17 protein-coding genes are annotated in these 18,692 nt (G+C 72.3%); 7 read left to right on the forward strand and 10 right to left on the reverse strand.

Annotated features, from left to right (window positions below; translation table 11 throughout):
- Positions 1-417 precede the first annotated feature (417 nt).
- Positions 418-759, forward strand: coding sequence for an immunity 53 family protein (locus ABZ321_RS57485; RefSeq protein ID WP_354905442.1), 342 nt, complete (start codon positions 418-420; stop codon positions 757-759).
- 187 nt (positions 760-946) lie between these two features.
- Here ABZ321_RS57485 and ABZ321_RS57490 read toward each other — a convergent pair whose 3' ends face one another.
- The 3 genes from ABZ321_RS57490 to ABZ321_RS57500 form a co-directional block, all read right to left on the reverse strand.
- The gene (locus tag ABZ321_RS57490) at positions 947-1,336 is read right to left on the reverse strand and encodes a DUF6193 family natural product biosynthesis protein (RefSeq protein ID WP_354905445.1); all 390 of its coding nucleotides are present in this window, start codon (positions 1,334-1,336) and stop codon (positions 947-949) included.
- Between the two features lie 1,013 nt (positions 1,337-2,349).
- Positions 2,350-3,975, reverse strand: a complete 1,626-nt coding sequence (locus ABZ321_RS57495; RefSeq protein ID WP_354905447.1) for a ubiquinol-cytochrome c reductase cytochrome b subunit — start codon at positions 3,973-3,975, stop codon at positions 2,350-2,352.
- Positions 3,976-4,435: 460 nt separating this feature from the next.
- Positions 4,436-5,359, reverse strand: coding sequence for a hypothetical protein (locus tag ABZ321_RS57500; RefSeq protein ID WP_344514673.1), 924 nt, complete (start codon positions 5,357-5,359; stop codon positions 4,436-4,438).
- A 203-nt stretch (positions 5,360-5,562) separates the two neighbouring features.
- On the opposite strand from ABZ321_RS57500, the gene ABZ321_RS57505 reads away from it, so the two are divergent.
- Positions 5,563-6,342 (forward strand): Calx-beta domain-containing protein, encoded by a 780-nt coding sequence (locus ABZ321_RS57505; RefSeq protein WP_354905450.1) that lies wholly within the window; start codon positions 5,563-5,565, stop codon positions 6,340-6,342.
- Here the strand turns inward: ABZ321_RS57505 and ABZ321_RS57510 are convergent.
- Positions 6,232-9,390 (reverse strand): BTAD domain-containing putative transcriptional regulator, encoded by a 3,159-nt coding sequence (locus ABZ321_RS57510; protein ID WP_354905453.1) that lies wholly within the window; start codon positions 9,388-9,390, stop codon positions 6,232-6,234. The two genes, ABZ321_RS57505 and ABZ321_RS57510, sit on opposite strands and share 111 nt — an antisense overlap.
- 161 nt (positions 9,391-9,551) lie before the next feature.
- Here ABZ321_RS57510 and ABZ321_RS57515 point away from each other — a divergent pair, with 161 nt between their 5' ends.
- Positions 9,552-10,424, forward strand: a complete 873-nt coding sequence (locus ABZ321_RS57515) for a hypothetical protein (protein ID WP_354905455.1) — start codon at positions 9,552-9,554, stop codon at positions 10,422-10,424.
- A 61-nt stretch (positions 10,425-10,485) separates the two neighbouring features.
- Here ABZ321_RS57515 and ABZ321_RS57520 read toward each other — a convergent pair whose 3' ends face one another.
- Genes ABZ321_RS57520 through ABZ321_RS57530 form a run of 3 tightly spaced genes read right to left on the reverse strand, consistent with a single transcriptional unit; the run spans position 10,486 to position 12,464 of the window.
- Positions 10,486-11,277: a hypothetical protein gene (locus tag ABZ321_RS57520; protein ID WP_354905458.1), complete on the reverse strand. Its 792-nt coding sequence runs from the start codon at positions 11,275-11,277 to the stop codon at positions 10,486-10,488.
- Positions 11,274-11,822 (reverse strand): SigE family RNA polymerase sigma factor, encoded by a 549-nt coding sequence (locus tag ABZ321_RS57525; protein ID WP_344516001.1) that lies wholly within the window; start codon positions 11,820-11,822, stop codon positions 11,274-11,276. The genes ABZ321_RS57520 and ABZ321_RS57525 overlap by 4 nt, the downstream gene beginning before the upstream one ends.
- A gap of 27 nt (positions 11,823-11,849) precedes the next feature.
- On the reverse strand, positions 11,850-12,464 hold the full coding sequence (locus ABZ321_RS57530) for a MauE/DoxX family redox-associated membrane protein (RefSeq protein ID WP_354905473.1): 615 nt from the start codon (positions 12,462-12,464) through the stop codon (positions 11,850-11,852).
- On the opposite strand from ABZ321_RS57530, the gene ABZ321_RS57535 reads away from it, so the two are divergent.
- Entirely contained in the window at positions 12,458-12,652 is a 195-nt protein-coding gene (locus ABZ321_RS57535; protein ID WP_354905461.1) for a hypothetical protein, read from the forward strand. The two genes, ABZ321_RS57530 and ABZ321_RS57535, sit on opposite strands and share 7 nt — an antisense overlap.
- 79 nt (positions 12,653-12,731) lie before the next feature.
- Here the strand turns inward: ABZ321_RS57535 and ABZ321_RS57540 are convergent, their stop codons facing one another.
- Positions 12,732-13,523 carry an alpha/beta hydrolase gene (locus tag ABZ321_RS57540; protein ID WP_354905464.1) on the reverse strand — a complete coding sequence of 264 codons (792 nt, stop codon included), beginning with the start codon at positions 13,521-13,523 and terminating at the stop codon, positions 12,732-12,734.
- A gap of 147 nt (positions 13,524-13,670) precedes the next feature.
- On the opposite strand from ABZ321_RS57540, the gene ABZ321_RS57545 reads away from it, so the two are divergent.
- The gene (locus ABZ321_RS57545; protein WP_344515993.1) at positions 13,671-13,865 is read left to right on the forward strand and encodes a hypothetical protein; all 195 of its coding nucleotides are present in this window, start codon (positions 13,671-13,673) and stop codon (positions 13,863-13,865) included.
- A gap of 263 nt (positions 13,866-14,128) precedes the next feature.
- Here the strand turns inward: ABZ321_RS57545 and ABZ321_RS57550 are convergent, their stop codons facing one another.
- Together ABZ321_RS57550 and ABZ321_RS57555 are read right to left on the reverse strand one after the other, a co-directional pair.
- On the reverse strand, positions 14,129-14,734 hold the full coding sequence (locus tag ABZ321_RS57550) for a MauE/DoxX family redox-associated membrane protein (RefSeq protein ID WP_354905475.1): 606 nt from the start codon (positions 14,732-14,734) through the stop codon (positions 14,129-14,131).
- A gap of 16 nt (positions 14,735-14,750) precedes the next feature.
- Positions 14,751-17,492 (reverse strand): BTAD domain-containing putative transcriptional regulator, encoded by a 2,742-nt coding sequence (locus ABZ321_RS57555; protein ID WP_354905468.1) that lies wholly within the window; start codon positions 17,490-17,492, stop codon positions 14,751-14,753.
- A gap of 190 nt (positions 17,493-17,682) precedes the next feature.
- On the opposite strand from ABZ321_RS57555, the gene ABZ321_RS57560 reads away from it, so the two are divergent.
- Positions 17,683-17,874, forward strand: coding sequence for a hypothetical protein (locus ABZ321_RS57560; RefSeq protein ID WP_344515990.1), 192 nt, complete (start codon positions 17,683-17,685; stop codon positions 17,872-17,874).
- Between the two features lie 108 nt (positions 17,875-17,982).
- Positions 17,983-18,540: a hypothetical protein gene (locus tag ABZ321_RS57565; RefSeq protein ID WP_354905471.1), complete on the forward strand. Its 558-nt coding sequence runs from the start codon at positions 17,983-17,985 to the stop codon at positions 18,538-18,540.
- Positions 18,541-18,692 lie beyond the last annotated feature (152 nt).

The raw sequence follows: 18,692 nt of genomic DNA on the forward strand, positions 1-18,692 counted from the left end.
AAGCGTAGAGAACTCCGATGATCAATGGACCCGTGCCTGTTTGCTACCCCGGGTGCCTACCCGCCGAGTCATGGACCTATTGCCGGTCGCTCTTACCCCATCAGACGGCCAGCCGGACAACGAATGGCACATCGAGGGCCAGAACTTCGATATCCGCCTCCGTGCGCAGAGGTACACGCAGTACCTCCGGCTACCACCAAGCCACGTCAGCCGTCAGATCCTCACTATGGCCGAACGCGGCGGACCAAGCTTTGCCGAGCAGTCATTCGTGTAACGACGGCGCACGCTTCTGCCGCCGTTGGTGCGCGGCGGCAGGCCCGTGCACGTCACAGCGGGTGACCAGCGCGGCGAGTCCAGGACTTCCTGTCCTGCCGATGTGCGGATGTCAGGCTCAGATTCCTACGGCATCATGACCAGATGAGCGGGCAAGATCTTGTTTCCTACGTTGATGGGCCTGACGCGTTGACGTGGCTTCAGGGCTGGTACGCCTCCCAGTGCGATGGCGATTGGGAACACGAGTACGGCGTGTCCATCGAAACGCTCGACAACCCCGGTTGGTATCTGAGGGTGGACCTGCAGGCAACCGCAATGGACGGCCTTGCGTTCCCCAAGCAGGAAGTTCACCGAAGCAAGCACGACTGGTTCATCGCTCGCCTGGTCGACAACCAATTCGAGGTCTTCTGCGGTCCGCTCAATCTCAGCGAAGCCATCCACCAGTTCCGACTTTGGGTTACTGACGGCAACCGAGGTACCTCCTGAACAACGGCCGATCCCACGTCCGATCATGCCGCAGATCTCGCGCGTCGAGGTCCCGTAGATCGTCACGCTTCGTGGCGGTGGCCAGGCACGTCGAATCACGGCTTCGGGCGCTCGCTCGAAGCCGATGAGCGAGCGCAGAGACTGGACGTACTGATCGTCCGTTCATGCGCTGGCAAACCCTGAATGGTCACTCGCGAATGTCGTGCTTCGCCTGGCTGGCCACGAACTCGTGCCGGTTGCCGACGAAAGCTGGCCCGGTACCCGGGGGCAAGCGGTCAACCACCATCGCGACCGCCTCGTGCGCGGTTGCTGCTGGGCCAACGGTCTCGCTACGGGACGGCCCGGATACCCGATAGGTGCCGCCGACAACGGGCTCGATATATGGAACATCCCAGGTGAATGGGATCTCGGTACAACGACTGAAGTGCAGTTCGCCCATCCCTGTCCAGGGAAACAGCTGTTGAAGGCGTGGCTCGGCGTACGCGGCCTCCACCAGTTCGGGACGAAGACGCCCGTCCTCGCGCACCTCTCGCCAGCCTGCTTCGATCAGGGCATCAGCTGATTCCGCCGTGTTCATGATCGAGGTTATGACAGCGGAGCGGAACTCCTGGCCGAGGCTGGCGACGCCCTGCCTGCATGGCTGTCGTGCAAGGGCAGCAGACGCTGGTACGCCGTGTCAGGACGAAGGCAACGCCCGCTGGGCGGTAGACCGACTGCCTGGCCGATCTGAAACCGTGTGGCACGGTCACAGCAGTTGTCCTGCCGAGCGTCGGCATCGCTGACCTTGCTTCCGAGCCCGATGGCTTGCTGCCCCAGCGTCCGGATCTGCCGCGATCCGGGCGCGTTCGGCACCCTACATCGGGGTCAACGCGAGGATGCCCCGGCCGAATGGCCGGGGCACCCTCGATCATCTATTCAAGCGCGAAACCAGCTTCCACGATCAGTGATCGGCCGGTAGCGGTGTGCTTTTGCAGTTCTGTGACGTGCCCCCGGCTAGAGACAAACCTGCACGGCTCGATCGCGGCTTCGTCCATGTTGAGCTGGGCACATAATCGGCCTGACCTGGGATTCGCCTCGCTGATGCAGTTGCAGGTTGGTGCTTCCGGACCCGGCTCCGTTCCCTCGCGATCGGGACGTTGAGGCTCGCGGGTATGGCTATCGTTGTGCCGGCAACGACTGCCCGCACTCATCAGGAGCCGATGAGCGTGCACCTGATCTTGGTTGACGTCCTCGATCTCCGCGCTAGGCATTTGGTCGATATTGATCGATCAAATTCAATGTGGAGGTGTGGTGTTGGCCGCTCAGGTTGGTTGCTCGGGGCGCTACCGACGGCTTGGTGGCGGTGCTGGGACCGGCCGGCATCGGTGCGTTTGCCACCCGCGCTGGTGCAGCGGTTGCGTACCCGTCGTGCCGACGTCGAGGTGAGCAGACCGGACGGCACCTCGATGAAGGTTTCGGCGAAGCACGTCCAAGCGCTCACGGGCGTCGCGGTGAGTCCGCTCCGCCTTGCAGACAGGATGACAATAGCTGGGTAACGGGAAACTGCTACGCCCCAGATCTGTGAGAGCCGAGCGGTGAGACCCCTTCCGACTACTCGACCTTGTGGCCCGTGATGATCTCCTCGCGCTCTTCGAATTCGCGCCGGGCCGACTTCGGCGGGGCGGCCTTCTCGATCGGGAACCAGAAGCCCCTCACCGGCGGGGCGAGCGCGCCGACGCGGTTCATCTTTTTCGGCACCACCCAGCCGGCGTACTCCGGGCCGTGCTCCTCCTCGGCGCCTCGGCCGTCGCCGGCCGCCGGGAGCGGCTGGTGGATCTCAACGAAGCGGCCGTCCGGCAGGCGCCGGATGATGCCGGTCTCGATGCCGTGGACCAGCAGCTCGCGGTCGTACTGCTGCAGACCCAGCGCGATCCGGTACGTCACGTAGTAGGCCAGCGGCGGCAGGATCAGGATGCCGATACGCCCCGCCCAGACGATCGCGTTGAGGCTGATGCTGAACTTGTCGGCCACCACGTCGTTGCCGCCGGAGGCCAGCAGGACCATGTAGAAGGCGATGGCCATTGCCCCGAGCGCGGTGCGGGACGGGTTGTCCCGCGGGCGCTGCAGCAGGTTGTGGACAGCCTTGTCCTTCGAGAACCGCTGCTCGATGAACGGATAGAATATCGACAACATCGCCAGGAGACCGGGCAGCACAACCGTGGGCCAGAAGATCGGCGGGAGGGTGTAGCCGTTACCGAACCAGTGGAACCGAATCTCCCACGCCGGGAAGAGACGGGCCGCGCCGTCGAGGAACATGACATACCAGTCGGGCTGGCTCGCCGCCGAGACCACCGCCGCCTTGTACGGGCCGAACAGCCAGATCGGGTTGATCTGGAAGAGGCCGGCCAGCGCGGCCATCATGGCGAACACGATCATGAAGAAGCCGCCGGCCTTGGCCGCGAAGCCGGGGAACATGCGCACGCCGACCACGTTGTTGTTGGTCCGGCCGGGGCCGGGCCACTGCGTGTGCTTCTGCTTCACCAGCAGGCCCATGTGCACACTGATGAGCGCGAGCAGCACGCCGGGGACCAGCAGCACATGCACGATGTAGAGCCGGTCAAGGATCACCTCACCCGGGAACTCACCCCCGAACAGCGAGGTGGTCACCCAGGTGCCGACGATCGGGATCGACAGCATGATCGCGCTCGCGATGCGCAGGCCCGTGCCGGATAGCGCGTCGTCGGGCAGCGAGTAACCGGCGAAGCCCTCCAGGAAGGCCATCCAGAACAGCAGCATGCCGACGATCCAGTTGGCCTCGCGCGGCTTGCGGAACGCGCCGGTGAAGAACACGCGGAACATGTGCACCACGATCGCGGCCACGAACAGCAGCGCGGCCCAGTGGTGCATCTGCCGCATGAACAGGCCGCCGCGCACGTCGAACGAGATCTGCAGTGTGCTGTTGTACGCCTGCGACATCTCCACGCCGCGCAGGGGCGCGTAGCTGCCGTCGTAGACGACCTCGCGCATCGACGGGTCGAAGAACAGCCCAAGAAAGGTACCGCTGAGCAGCAGCACGACGAACGAGTAGAGCGCGATCTCACCCAGCAGGAACGACCAGTGGTCGGGGAAGACCTTGTTCATCAGCCGCCGCAGCGGGGTGGCCGCCTGGAACCGCTCGTCGAGCGCCCCGGCGGATTTGGCCGGCAGGGCCCGGACGTCGGTCTTGCGCCGTTTCATGACCACTCCCCGAGGGCTGGTCTGACCGCAACTTTTGTAGTCCCTTTCGGGGCTTGCGTACGCTCCAGCGGACTGGGACGTAAGCCTCGCCTGAGCATGGCCACAGGCGCTGACGCCAGCACCAAACCCCGACGACGCCGGACTGCTCAAGCAGCCACAATGCCGCAATCGCCATGACAAACCACACCAGTAGCCGCCACCCGGCGGTGTTCAATATCCCCGCTTGCCAGGCTGCGATCGCTCCTGCGTCGGGTCTTGGGGTTCGTTTTGGGGCTGCTGCGGGTCTACCACGACACACCTCCCGTGATCGGAATGCGACCCCGGCTACATACATTCTACGAGGTCGGCCCCACCTGAAGCTCCTCGCGGACGTGGTTGAGTACTGCCCCACCGCGGCCGTCAACGGTCCATCGCACCCTACAAGATCAAGCGTCCTGTATTGCCGAAGTGAGGATGCGGTTCAGGTCGACCGGTCCACGCGAGGTATGACCGGATCGATGGGTTGAGCTGGGCTGTTCTCGGCCTCGTACCAGTCGGCGACGTTGAAGACGCTGTGGCAGCTACTGCAGGTTGCGTCGCCGAACAGGTACGTCAACCCGTCCGCGAGGATCGGATCGCCACAGGCGACGGCGGTTTCGTGCATCCATCGCCGGAAACCGTGAAGGGTCTCCGGTTCCACCGGATGTAACGGGGTACGCAGGATGTCGCCCTCGTCGTGATCGCGGATCGCCGCATAGTGGCCGTAGTCGCCGATCACGATCATCAGTGGCGTCGCGCAGTGCGGGCAGTGGGTCCGGTAGTGCTCGTCGGTGAAGTCGAGGCTGATCGTTGCCCAGAATGTGTAGCCGGCGAGCGCACACGCGGCCTGGAACGACCGCAGCAGTTGGCCACCGGACATGCTCGGCAGCCGGGACGCGGCCAGCCGGTGCAGGGTGGCGAGGGCGGCCGGGTTCGCCCGTACGAGATCGTCGTCTCGGTGATGCCGATGAAGCGTCATCGCGATCATTGCGGCGAGGTCGATCGCATGTGCACGGTGTTCCGCGGCGCCGGAGTACGCCAAGGCGCTCAACCGCGGCAGTGCGGCGAAGCCGGCCGAGTACCAGCACTCCGCCTCGACGATGAGCAGCTTGTCGAGTCGCTCCCACACCTCGGTGCTCGGCTCCCGCTCCGCCCGATCCAGCAGCGCGGCGACCTCGACGCCCGGGTCTTGCAGCTGCAACCAATCGACCACGGCTACGAGTAAACACGACACAGGACAACCGGCGCGCCGCCACGTATGACCTTGTGTAAGGACAACGCGCACGCGTCCGCTCGTGCCGCGATCCGCACGGGTGCCGATCGTCGGGTTGAACGAGAGGATGCCCCGGGCAGTTCGCCGGGGCATCCTCGATCGCTCAAAGCGCGAAGTTGGCATCCACGATTAGTGACCGGCCGAACGCGCTGCGGTTTTGCAGTTCTGTGACGTGCCCCCGGCAGGATTCGAACCTGCGACACACGGTTAGGAATCCGATGTCCGCGCCGGGCAGGGAGACCGGCAGGCAGCCCTCCACAAGCTCGGCACAAGGCCGGCGGCCGAGGATGCGGTGCATGACGCCAAGACTGAGACAGGCACTCACCGGATGTGCCGCCGTGTCCCTCGCCGTTGCTGCCGCGGCGGCACCGCCCGGGCGGAGCGCCGCCGCCGAGCCCTGCCGGCGCACGGTCGACGTCCAGCCGATGGTGACGGCCGGGGAGCGGGCCGGCACGCTGACGTTCGTGGTGGAGTCGGGCGGGTGCGCCGCCGCCGGCGAGGTCGGGTACACGGTGACGGCCGGCAGCGCCCTGCCGGCGGCCGACTTCGCGCTGGCGGGCGGGGTGCTGCGCTGGGCCGCCGGTGACACCGGCGAGCGGTCGATCGTGGCGAGGATCGCCGACGACCAGATGCGCGAGGCCGCGCTCGAGGACTTCACCGTGCGGCTCACCGCGGCCGGCGGCGGGGTCGTCGTGCGGCACGGCACGGCGACCGGGCGCATCCTCGACGACGACGGGCCCGACCTGGGGTGGGCCGCGGACGACGCCGTCGTGCCCATCGTGCCGATGCTGGGTCACGGGTACTTCTGCCCGCCTCCGCCGCCTCCGCCGCCGAGGCCGCCGCTGACCTACGTGTGGCAGACCGGCGACGGCACGGCCAAGGCGGGCGTCGACTACGTCGCGGTCGCCGGCCGGACGCAGACCGTGCCGGCCGGGGCCACCCGGGTCCCGTTCGAGGTGACGCTGCTACCGCGCCCGGCCGGCACCCCGAGCCGCTGGTTCACGGTGCGGATCGTCGCTGTCTCGGCTGGCGTCGTCGTCGACGCGGAGGCCGTGGTCACCATCGACGGTCCGTAGGTGGGCCAGGACGACGGACTCGAGGTGCCGGTCGGCGAGCTCGCGGGCGAGCGCCAGGGCCCGGCGGAACGAGGTCGCGGCGGCCGCGCGGTCGCCGCGACCCAGGTGGGCGAGGCCGATGAACCTGAGCGTCTCGGCCTCCACGCCCCGGGCGCCGATCCTCCGCCGGATCGCCAGCGACGCCGTGAACTGTTCGAGCGCGCCCTCGTGGTCGGCGGCGGCCAGGTGGATCTCGCCGAGGCTGGTCAGCGTCAGCGCCTCCATGGGCGCGTCACCGATCTCGCGGGCGAGCGCGAGCGCCCGGCAGAGGTGCTCGCGCGCGAGGTCCGGCTCGCCCATCCGGGTGTACACGTGACCGAGATTGTTCAGGGCGAGGGCGACACCCGGCAGATGGCCGTCCGTGCGGTGCAGGTCCAGTGCCTGACCGAACGCGCCCGCCGCCGCGTCGAGCCGGCCCAGCTCGCAGTGGGCCACGGCGATGTTGTTCAGCGCCAGGCCCTCGTCGCGCCGGTACCCCACGGCACGCAGCAACGCGAGCGCCGCCGGTAGGTGCTCCAGTGCCTCCTCGTGCCGTCCGGCCGTGTTCAGGGCCATGCCGAGCAGGCCGCGCAGCAGCGCCTGCGCCGCCAGGTCGTCGGCGCGCCCGGCGGCGGCCAGGCCCAGGCGGTAGGTCTCGAGCTGCTCGGGCCAGCAGCCGCGCAGCATGTGGAAGCCGGTCAGCAGATAGGCCAGCTGCCAGGTCGCGCGGTTGTGCCCGTGCTCGGCGGCGTGCCGGACCGCAGGGAGCAGGTTGGCCCGTTCGGCGTCGAGGAACGCCAGGGCGTGGTCCCGGTCCAGCGGGAACGGCACCTCGACCGGCGGGTCGGCGGCCACCGTCCCGGCCCGGTCGCGCGCCGGGTCGCAGACGCGGTTCGCGGCGTCGGCGGCGACGAGGTACCACTCGACGATGCGCCGGTCGGCGGCGGCCGCGTCGTCCGGCCCGGCCCGTTCCGCGGCGTACAGGCGGATCAGGTCGTGGAACCGGAACCGGTCACCGCCGGTGTCCGCGATCAGATGCGCGCCGAGCAGCTCGCCGAGGGCCTGCCGCGCCTCGGGTTCGCGGACGCCGGCGACGGCGGACGCCAGCGCGGCGGTGAACGTGGCGCCGGGGTGGCGGCCCAGTCGGCGGAACACGCGTGCGGCCGGCGGGCTCAACGCCTCGTAGGCGCTGGTGAACACCGTCCGGACGCTGCGGGAGTCGCCGGGGACCGCCAGGGTGGCCAGCCGGTCGGCGCCGACGAGCGCGGCGACCAGCTCGGCGATCGGTCGCGGCGGATGGACGGTCAGCTTGGCCGCGGCGATCCGCAGGGCCAGCGGCATCCGGCCGCACAGCTCGACGAGCGCGGCGGCCGGGCCGGGCTCCCGCCCGACCCGGTCGGTGCCGATCACGCGGCCGAGCAGGGCCAGGGCCTCACCGGCCGCGAGCACGTCGAGGTCGACGAGGGTGACCGCGTGGTCCATCGTGAGGCCGGCCAGCTGGTGGCGGCTGGTCACCAGCAGCCGGCTGCCGGCCGACGGCGGCACCAGCGAGGTCACCTGGGCCGCCGTGGCGGCGTTGTCGAGCAGGATGAGGACCTGGCGGTGGTGCAGCACCGACCGGTACAGGCCGAGCAGCGCCGCCGGGTCGGCCGGGATCTGCGCGGCCGGCACGTCGAGCCCGAGCAGCAGCAGGGTCAGCGCCTCGGCGGCCGGCGTCGCGGTCGCCGGGTCGTGACCGCGCAGGTCGAGGAAGAGCTGCCCGTCGCGGAACCGGCCGGCGGCCCGGTGCGCCCACTGCACGGCCAGGGCGGTCTTGCCCATGCCGGCCGGGCCGCATACCACCCCGACCTGCGACGGGCCGCCGAGGAGCCCGTCGAGTGCGGACAGCTCGGCGGTGCGCCCGACGAAGTGGCCGACCCGCGGCGGCAGCTGCGCCGGGGTGGTCACCCCGGGCTGGGGGACCTCGAGATCGAGCACCGGGGACCGGCGCAGGACCGACGCGTACAGCGCCGCCACCCGCGGACCGGGCTCCACGCCGAGCCGCTCCGCGAGCCGGCCGCGCAGCCGCTGGTACGCCTCGATGGCGTCGGTGTGCCGGCCGCACCGGTACATGGCGAGCATCGACAGCTCGACGAGCCGCTCCCGCACCGGATGGGTGACCAGGGCCTTCTCCAGCTCGTCGACGGCGGCGGCGTGCTCGCCGAGCCGCAGGCGGGCGTCCCACAGGTCCTCCTGCGCGCCGAGCCGCAGCTCGTGCAGCCGGCCCATCTCGGCCGAGACCCAGCCCACCGGGTCCGCGTCGGCGAGCGCCTCGCCGCGCCACAGCGTCAGCGCCAGACGCAGGCGGCTCGCCGCCTCGGTCACCTGACCGGCGGCCAGCGCCCGGCGGGCCTCGGCGGCCCATCGCTCGAAGCGGTGGGCGTCCACCTCGTCGGGCCGGACCGCGAGCAGGTACCCCGGGCCCCGGGTGAGCAGCACGCCCGGCAGCCCGCACGCGTCGAGGGACTGCCGGACCCGGGCGACGTGGCTGTACAGCGTGGCGACGGCGGTCCGTGGCGGCGCCTCCGCCCAGAGCGCGTCGAGCAGCTGGATCTGCGTGACGACCCGGCCGGCGGCCAGCGCCAGCACGCCGACCAGGGCCCGCTGGCGCGCCCCGGACAGGGCCGTCGAGCCCTTCGGCCCGGCCACCTCCAGCGGTCCGAGCAGCCGCACCTCGGCCCGCCGCGCCGGCTCCTGGACCCGGACCGGCCCGGTGGCCCGGCGGCGGTGGTCCTCCGCGCGGTCCCGCGCGGTGGCGAGGACGCCCTGCTCGGCGGGGGAGGCGCCGAGCAGCCGGACGAGGACGTCGAACCGGTCGACGGGCGGCAACGACTTGCCGGAGAAGTACTGCGCGACGATCCCGAGCGACCAGCCGGTGGCCGCGGCGAGGTCCCGGTAGGTCAGCTCCGCGCCGCCCCTCCGCCGGGCCTCCCGTCGCCGCAACTGGTGCAGCATCCCCGGAAGATCCGGCGCAGCCTGGTCGTCCGCCATCGACCGTTCATAGATGGACATCAGGCTTCTGGCAAGGCGTCCGCGCAAACCCAACAGTTCAACAATGTTCAACCGTCGATGTTCAGCAGGGTTCAGGTTCGGCGGCGCGCCCGGGCGGCCGGGCCCACCGTGGTGGCACACCTCAACTGGAAGGGGCACCGATGAACATCCACCGACGCCTGGCCACCGTGGGCGCGGGCGCCGTCGTCGCGGTCGCCGCCGTCGTCCCGCTCGGGCCGGCACCGGCTTCGGCCGACCCGGCGGGTCTGGTCACGGTCGGCTTCACGACGGCCGCGAACAGCAGCGACAAGACCTACTCGAAGGCCTGCCCGGCCGGCACCGTCGTCACCGGCGGCGGCGGGTACCTCACCGCCAACCCGGCGGCCCAGGGCTGGGTCGGGCTCGACCAGCTCGAGCCGAACGCCGACGGCTCGGGGTTCACCGCCACCCTGCGCGAGGTCGACACGTACGCGGGCAACTGGTCGCTGACGGTGAAGGCCCAGTGTGCCGACCCGCTGCCGGGCTGGCAGCGCATCAGCGCCACGTCGGCCGCCGCCACCACCTCGGCCACCGCCACGACAGCGTCCTGCCCGGCGGGCAAGAGCGTGATCGGCACCGGCGCCAAGGTGAACAACGGCCAGGGCGAGGTCGTGCTGGACGACGTCGTCCCGTCGTCGACGCTCAAGTCGGTGACCGCCAGGGCGTACCGCGTCCCGGGCAGCGCGCACAGCGGCTGGACCCTCACCGCGTACGCCATCTGCGCGAACACCCCCGCGGGCCTGCAACTGGTGTCGTGGGACACCGGCCCGCTCGCCAGCACGGCACACCAGTCGCTGAACTGGCACTGCGACGAGAGCACGGGCCCGAAGGGCACCTTCGGCGGCGGGTTCGCGATCGACAGCGGCCTGGGCAATGTGCTGCCGTCCGTGCTGAACGTCTACAGCAGCGACGACATGTCGGCGGCGGCCGACGAGTTCCACGGCGGCTACGCCGGCAACTGGAACCTGACCCTCTACCTGATCTGCGGAAGCTAACCCGAGTGGAGGTGCCCCGCCGGGGTGCGGCCCCGGCGGGCACCGTCGCTCCGTCCTCCCGCTACGGGAACTGCAGCATCGCCGGGTCGAGGGCGAGCGCCGCGACCTGCTGGGTCGTGAACGGCAGGGCAGGCAGCGCGGGCCGGACAGCCGCCGGAGTCGCCTCGGCGGTCGCCATGCCCTGGCTCGCGATGACCGACAGCGACCCACCGGTCAGCCGCCGGGTCGCGGCGATGTGCACGCCACCCTCGTCGATCCAGGTCCGCACCTCGACGCTGACCCCGCCGGCCGTCACCACCGAGCACGACGGTGGCGGGCAGTCCTCCGCGACCGGGTTCGCCGTTGCCCAGATCGACGCGGTGATCAGCCCTTCGGCGCCGCCCTGCCGCAGGAACACCCCGGCGAACGCCACGCTCAGCTGCCAGTTGGCCGGTGCGGGGACCCGCTCGTTCGGCAGCACCACCGTCGGGTCGACGCCCTCGTCGTAGCTGACCGGGTAGTCGGCGGTGGTGTAGCCGGCCGGGACGGCGGCCATCAGCAGCCCGCGCATCGTGGCGCCGTGGGTGTACGCGGCGCGGGCGGCCGGCAATGGCGCCGCGACCACCGGCGCGGGGGAGGGCCCCGTGGCCAGCACGGGCGGCGGCTGCTGCGCCGGTACCGGCGCGGGTGCCGGCCGCAGCGCGAGCGCGGTCCCGCCGGCGGCCACCGCGACCGCGAGCGTCGCCACGCCCGCCGCGCCCACGGCCCGGCGCCGCCCGGCGGCCCGCCGGGCGGTCGCCAGCACGGTCCGGGCGTCCGGCGGCGGCGGTGCCGTGGCCAGCATCCCGTCGCAGATGTCCTTCACGTCGTTCATCCGTCTCCTCCAGGTACCTGCCGCAACGACTGCCGCTCGCCGAGCGTCTCCCGCAGAGCGGCGAGGCCCCGGGAGGTCTGGCTCTTCACCGTGCCGGTCGAGCAGCCGAGGATCTCCGCGACCTGCTCCACCGACAGGTCCGCCCAGAACCGCAGCACGAGCACCGCTCGGTGCCGCTTCGACAGCCGCATGAGCCCCTGCTCGAGCTGGAACCGCTCGGCGGAGGTGACCGCCTCGGGCGCCATCCCGTCCAGCGCCGGGCTCTCCGGGTCCGTGGCCAGCTCCCGCCGCCACGGCCGCCGCCGCTCGTCCAGGAACGCGCGCAGCAGCACCCGCCGCGCGTACTGGTCGAGCACGTCGTGCCGCTGGACGCGATGCCACACGCGGTACAGCTTGGTGAACGTGATCTGGGTCAGGTCCTCCGCGAGGTGCCAGTCACCGCACAGCAGGAACGCCGTGTGGTGCAGCATCGCGCCGCGCGCCGCGTAGTAGGCGACGAAGTCCTCGTCCACCCCGCGCCGCTCGCCCAGCCACCGCAACCTCATCCTCCCGGCCGCCTTCCTCCTCGGTCTTCATAGACACGAGCGGACCGGCGTCCCGGGTTCCCTCGCGGCGGCAGGATCCGCCGAACTCAGCCGCGCGGGCGCACCGGCGTCGGTGCGAACAGGTCCACCAGGTCGTCGAGGCGGATCACCAGCAGGCCGCAGACGGCGCCCGCCGCGAGCGCGACCGCCGTGCCAGCCGGGTCGGCCCGGTCCCGCCGCGGCGGCCGTCGCCGCCAGCAGCAGTCCGTTGCGGACCAGGTGGCGGGCGCTCAGCGGGCGCTCGGCCGCGCCGAAGCAGGCGCAGCGGGCGCGGGTGCCGCGGCGGACGGCGAGCGCCACGCCGGTGGTGAACACGGCCAGCAGGACGCCGGTCAGGGCGAGCATGACCACCGTGAGCGGGCGCGCCGCCGGCCACCCGGCCGCGATGGCCGCCACCGCCGCACCGAGCCCCAGCACCAGGCCGGCCTCGGCCACCGTGGCGGCCATCGCCACGGCGCCGACGTGGCGGGCCGGGACGAGCGGCACGGGGCGCAGCGACGACGCGAACGCCTGCTGGGCGGCGCGGCTGCGCAGCTTGCTCCAGGCGGATGCGGCGAACACGCAGCACAGCGCCGCCAGCAGTCCCAACGACAGGTATGACATCGTCACCTTCAAACGAGAGCGGCCTCCTGCTCCGCGACGCGGACGTGCGACCGGAGGCCTGGATCGCACTGCCCGGCGACGCCGAAGCGGTCGAGGCGGCCGTCGGGCTGGACGAGGACCTGTTCGCCGCGCAGCTGTGGGTCGACGACGAGCCGATGACGATGGTGTGGAGCCTGCCGACGCCGTGAACGAACGTGGACGTGCTCCGCGCCACGCAAGGAGGCGGCGCCACGTGTGGACGCCCGGGCGCGGCGCAACAACCCGGCCTCAGCACACGTGCTCGGTGGCGGCCAGGATCTGGTCGGTCACGGCGTCGGGGTGGGAGATCAGCGTCAGGTGTGACCCGCCCGGCACCGTGCGGATGTGTGCCTTGGCCCGGTGCGCCATCGACTCCTGCGACGCCGGCGTGATGATCTTGTCGGCGCCCCCGATGACGTACCACGAGGGGATGCTCTCCCACGCGGCTGCCTTCGACGGGGTGGAGAACGCGGCGGTCGCGGCCGAGCGCTGGCTCGCCCACAGCACGTCGGCCTGGCCGGGCGCGAGGTCCGGCCCGAACGAGTGCACGAACACCGGCTGCTTCAGGTACAGGTCCGTGCCCACCTTGTCGAACAGCGCGGTTGCGTTCTGGTTCAACGCCGAACCGGACCCGCTCAGCCCGCCGGTCGTCTCCCCGACGGCCGGCGCGGCGGCGTCGACGTAGACCAGCGCCTTCACGTTGGTGTTGCCGGCCGCCGCGTTGGTGATGACCGCGCCGCCGTAGGAGTGCCCGGCCAGCACCACCGGCCCGTGCACCGACTTGAGAAATTCGGAGACGGACGCCGCGTCACCGGTCAGCCCGCGCAGCGGGTTGGCGATCGCCCGCGCCGTGTAGCCCCTGCCCTGCAGGCGGGAGACCTCCCCGCTCCAGCTTGACGTGCCCGCCCACGCGCCGTGCACCAGCACGATCGTCGGTTTCCCGCCGCACCCCGCCGGCGCCGCGGGGGCCGCGGAGGCGGTGAGCGAGGTTCCCAGCAGCCCGAGGACGATCGCCGAGGCTGCGCCACCAATCGCCTTCATCCGTCGGAACTACCCCGGCCGCCGGCCTTGATGTCCGCGTCGGCGATGCAGAACGTCCGGGCTATTCATCGGGTGGCTGCGCCGTCCGGCACACACGTCGCTGGACTCCGGCGGTGTAGCAGGCGGCTGCGGCGGCACGATGGGGGCATGGAGGAATATCGGGAGATCGTGTCGGACATTCTCACGACGGCCGGCGGAGCAGAGGCGTGGATCGAGATGAACCTCTCCGGATACCTCACTGAGCGCTGCACCGGATGCGGGGCGGACGAGGACGCGGATGGGATCGCGCCCGCGCTGCAGTGGCTGACCGATCACGCCGCCACCTGCACCACCCGCCTCTAGGCACGGCGCCGTCATCCACGCCTCGGGTTGCCCGGTGACGATCCAGCTGCGCGCCCGCGGCAACATTTCGGGAAAGACCGAGGCTGGGACGTGGTGGGTACGGTGGCGTCCGGCTGTCGCCCCGCGGGCTCGGCCGTCGGGCCGGGCCCGGGTTCCCTCGTCAGATGGGCCGGACGGCACAGGCCAGCGCCTGCGGTGAGGCAGCCCGGCATGATCGAGCCGGATCACCGCTTACCGGATTTCGGAGATCTCGCCCATGGAGGTCAGGCGCGGCGGTCCTGCCCGGGTCGTGCGGCGGGTCGGCGGGCCGGGGGCGGCGTGAACAGGTCCACCAGGTCGTCCAGGCGGATCACCAGCAGGCCGCAGACGGCGCCCGTCGTCAGGGCCACCGCCGTGCCGGCCAGGTCGAGCGGCTGGGTCCGTGTCATGGCGATGCCGAGCGCCGCGGTGCCGGTCGCCGCCAGCAGGAGTCCGTTGCGGACCAGGTGACGGGCGCTCAGCGGGCGTTCGGCGGCGCCGAAGCAGGCGCAGCGGGCGCCGGTGCCGCGGCGCACGGCGAGCGCCACGCCGGTGGTGAACACGGCCAGCAGGGCGCCGGTCAGGGCGAGCACCGTCATCGTGAGGGGGCGCGCGGGCGGCCACCCGCCGGTCACGGCCACCGCCGCCGCGGCGAGCCCCGCCACCAGGCCGGCCTCGGCGACCGTGGCCGCCATCGCCACGCCGGTCACGTGGCCGGCGGGGACGAGCGGCACGGGGCGCAGGGACTCCGCGAACGCCTGCTGGGCGGCGCGGCTGCGCAGCTTGCTCCAGGCGGAGGCGGCGAACACGCAGCCCAGCGCCGCCAGCAGCCCCAACGACAGGTATGACATCGTCACCTTCAAACGGTCAGCCGGCCACGCCGGTCAGGGTGGTGAGCCGGGCGCGCACCTGCTCCGCGTCGGCGTCGCCGAGGTCGGCGAGGATCTGGCCGGCGACCCGCCAGGCGGCCCGCGCGGCGTCCGGGCGGCCGGACGCCAGGTGGGTGTCGCCGAGGTGGGTGAGCACCTTGGTCTCGCTGAACCGGTCGCCGAACCGGCGGCACAGCGCCAGCGCCCGTTCGTAGCACTCCAGCGCGCGGGCGTACTCGCCCTGATGGTGGTGCACGTACCCGATGCTGTCCAGGGTGGCCGCCTGGCCGCTGCGGTCATCCAGCTCGTCCTGGAGGGCCAGGGCGCGCCGGCAGTGGGTCAGGCTGTCCGCCCACTCGCGCTGCCTGGCGTGCACCCAGCCGACCAGGTTCAGCGCCCGGCCGCGGCCCAGGCGGTGCCCGGCCTCGGTGTAGAGCCGCAGCGCGGACGCGCTGTGCGAGCGCATCAGCGGCCACTCGCCCCGCGACTCGGCGAGGCGGGCGAGCGCGAAGTGCACGCCCGCGCGGCCCGCGGTGTCGCCGAGCCGCTCGTATCCGTCCAGCGCCGCCCGGTACGCCGCCTCGGCCTCGCCGTACCGCCGCAGGTGCGCGTGGGCGCAACCGAGGAACCGCTGCGCCCAGGCGCGTTCGCGGTGCTCGCCGAGCCGCTCGGTCGCCTCGATCGCGAGCCGCCCGACCGCGATGAGGTCCTGCCACCGTCCCTGGTTGTGCAGCAGCCCGGCGAGCACCCGGGCCAGCTGCCACGCGCGCCGGGTGAACCCGGCCTCGGCGGCCAGCGTCGCCGCGGCCAGCATCGCCTGCCGGTGCTCGGTGAACCAGGCCAGCGCCCGCCGCTCGCAGGTGCACGGCTCGACCAGCACCCCGGCCGGCGGAGGGTCCGCGACCAGGCGGATCCAGTGCGGCTCCAGCCGTAGCGCCGCGGCCTGCCCGCAGTACACGTAGTGGTCGAGCAGCCGGCCCACCGCGGCGGCCCGCTCGGTGTCGGAGTCGCAGCGGCCGGTCAGTTCCGCCGCGTAGGTGCGCAGCAGGTCGTGCATGGCGTACCGGCCGGGGCTGTGCTCGGTGAGCAGGTGCGCGCGGGTCAGGTCGGCCAGCAGGGACCTGGTCCGCTCGGCCGGCAGCCCGGCCAGGCTGGCGGCCGCCGCGGCGCTGATGTCCGGGCCCGGGTGCAGCGCGAGCAGCCGGAACAGCTGGGCGGCCGGCGGGTGCAGCGCCCGGTAGGACCAGGAGAACACGTTGCGCACGTCGGTGGCCGGATCCCCGGCGTCCAGCACGTCGAGGCGGTCGACCCGCAGCTCGTCGGCCCAGCGGGCGAGCGGGAAGTCCGGATGGGCGGCGGCCCGGCCGGCCATCACCCCCAGGGCCAGCGGCAGCCGCGCGCACCGCTCGGCGATCAGCTCGGCGGCGCCGGGCTCGGCGGCCACCCGGTCGGTGCCGAGCCGCCGCGCCAGGAACTGCCGGGCCTGCGCGGGCGAGAACAGGTCGACCGGCACCGGCCGGGCGCCCTCGGCCGCCACCAGCCCGGTGAGCTGGTCCCGGCTGGTCACCACGACCAGGCAGCCGGGCGTGCCGGGCAGCAACGGGCGCACCTGGGCGGCGTCGCGGGCATTGTCGAGCAGCATCAGCATCCGCCGGCCGGCGACGAGGGTGCGGTACAGCGCGATCGCGGCGGACGGCTCGGAGGGCACGGTTTCGGCCCGCACGCCGAGCGCGTCCAGGCACAGCCGCACCGCTTCGGCGCTGCCCATCGGGGCCGCGCCGGCGCCGAACCCGCGCAGGTCGAGGTAGACCTGCCCGTCGGGGAACCGGTCGCGGACCCGGTGCGCCCAGTGCACCGCGAGCGCGGTCTTGCCGACCCCGGCGGTGCCGGAGAGCACGAGCACGGCGGCCGGCTCGTCGAGGCGGGCCAGCTCCGGGTCGCGGGGCACGAACCCGGGCACGTCCGCCGGGAGCTGCGCGGGCGTCCGCCAGGTCGGCCGGGGCAGCCCGCCGTCTGGAGCGTCGTGCCGCAGGATCGCCCGGTACGCGTCCCGCACCTCCGGCGACGGGTCCGCGCCGAGCTCCTCGACGAGCCGGTAGCGCAGCTCGGCGTAGCAGTCCAGCGCGTCGACGGTCCGGCCGGTCAGGTGCAGGGCCCGCATCAGGACGGCGGTGAGAGGCTCGACCAGCGGATACTCGCCGATCGCCTCGGTCAGCGGGCCGAGGACCGTGCCGGCGTTGCCGCAGCGCAGCTCCGCCTCGGCCCACTGCACCAGGGCGTCGACGTACTGGCGGCGCCACGCCCTGCGCATCCGCTCGGCCCAGCTCCCCGGCACCCCGGCGAGCGGCTCGCCGGTCCACAGGTTCAGCGCCCGGCGCAGCAGCGCCACCCCTTCGCCGTCCGGGCGGCCACGGGCCCGGTCGATGAGGTCGCGGAAGCGGTTCAGGTCGATCCGCTCGGGCGCGACGTCCAGCACGTAGCCGCCGGAGCGGCGGGGCAGCACGGGCGCGTCGCCGTCGGGCGCCAGCAGCCGGCGCAGCCGGGTGAGGTAGACCTGGAGGGTGCGCCGGGCACCGGACGGCGCCTCGTCCCACACCCGGTCGATGAGCAGCTCGGTGGTGACCGGGCGGCCGGCGTCGGCGGCCAGCACCGCCAGGACGTGCCGCTGCTGCGGCGGCCCGGCGTCCACCACGTGGTGGTCGAGCCGCAGTTCCACCGGACCGAGCAACCGAATCTCCATGCCACCGCCCCCGTTGGCAGCGCCCGGCGTCAATGCCTGACTCAGTGATGCCTATCTAACACTCGTGCTGGCCGGATGCCAACAATTCGTTAACGAATCGACTTCGGTCTCCGTCGCATGCTGTGGGCAGCCGGCCGAAGATCACAGGCCGGCGCCTCCACTCATCCGTACAACGGAAGGGAAGGTGCACATGCGTGCAGCCAAGAAGATGGTCGGCGCGGTAGCCGACCGGATCCTCGGCATGGTCGTGCCGCACACCGTGGCCCGGGCAGCGGACTGCGACTACGAGTGCTGCAGTGCGCGCAACAGTGGCCGGTACTGCTGCTACTACCCGAGCGGTTCCCACCACTGCGGCAGCTGCATCACGTACATCCCGTGCTGACCCTGCGGTGAGCCCGGCGGATCGCCGGTGTCCGCGGGCACCGGCGGTCTGCGGCCCGGTCCTTCCCACCCGTTCGCCGGTCGACCGGCAGATGCAAAGGCGGTTTCAATGCCCCTCCTCATAGTCGTCGTGGCGCTCGTCGGTGCCCTGTGCGTGCTGAACCTGTTGCTGTGCCTCGGGATGATCCGCCGGCTGCGCGAGCAGACGCAGCTGATCGACGCGGTGTACGAGTTCGTCGGCGGCGCACCCGCCGCGGACCCGGCCGGATCCGACCCGGTGGCCGGTGACACCGTCGCCGACTTCCACGCCACCACCACCGACGGTGCGCCGGTCGGCCGGGACGACCTGGCGCCGGCGACCGTCGTGGCGTTCCTCGCCGCGGACTGCAAGGGCTGCCAGGCGCAGCTGCCCGACTTCCTCGCCTGGGCCCGCGGCCAGGACCGCCAGCGGGTCCTGGCCGTCGTGAACGCCCACGACAGCGACCCGGACGCCCTCATCGCGCAGCTCACGCCGGTGGCGCGGGTGGTCCTGGAAGGCGCGAGGCCGCCGGTCGCGCGCGCGTTCGGGGTGACCTCGTACCCCCGGTTCTGCGTGCTCGGCGCCGACGCGACGCTGTCCGCGGTCGTCGCGGCGGTGTCCCGGCTCCCGGTCGGCACCGCGGCGTGACCGCTGCAGCAGCCGACCCACGGCCCGGCCGGCGTGCCCTTGCCGGCGCCGCCGGCCGGGCCCCCGGCAAGGTCTGGCGCGCGGCCCCCGGCCACCTCCTAGGGGACCTAGCCGCGACCCGGGGCACCGCGGCGGCCCCGGGCCGCAAGGGC

Origin of the sequence: Dactylosporangium sp. NPDC006015, from assembly GCF_040614215.1 — a bacterium.
Taxonomy (GTDB): Bacteria; Actinomycetota; Actinomycetes; order Mycobacteriales; family Micromonosporaceae; genus Dactylosporangium; species Dactylosporangium maewongense.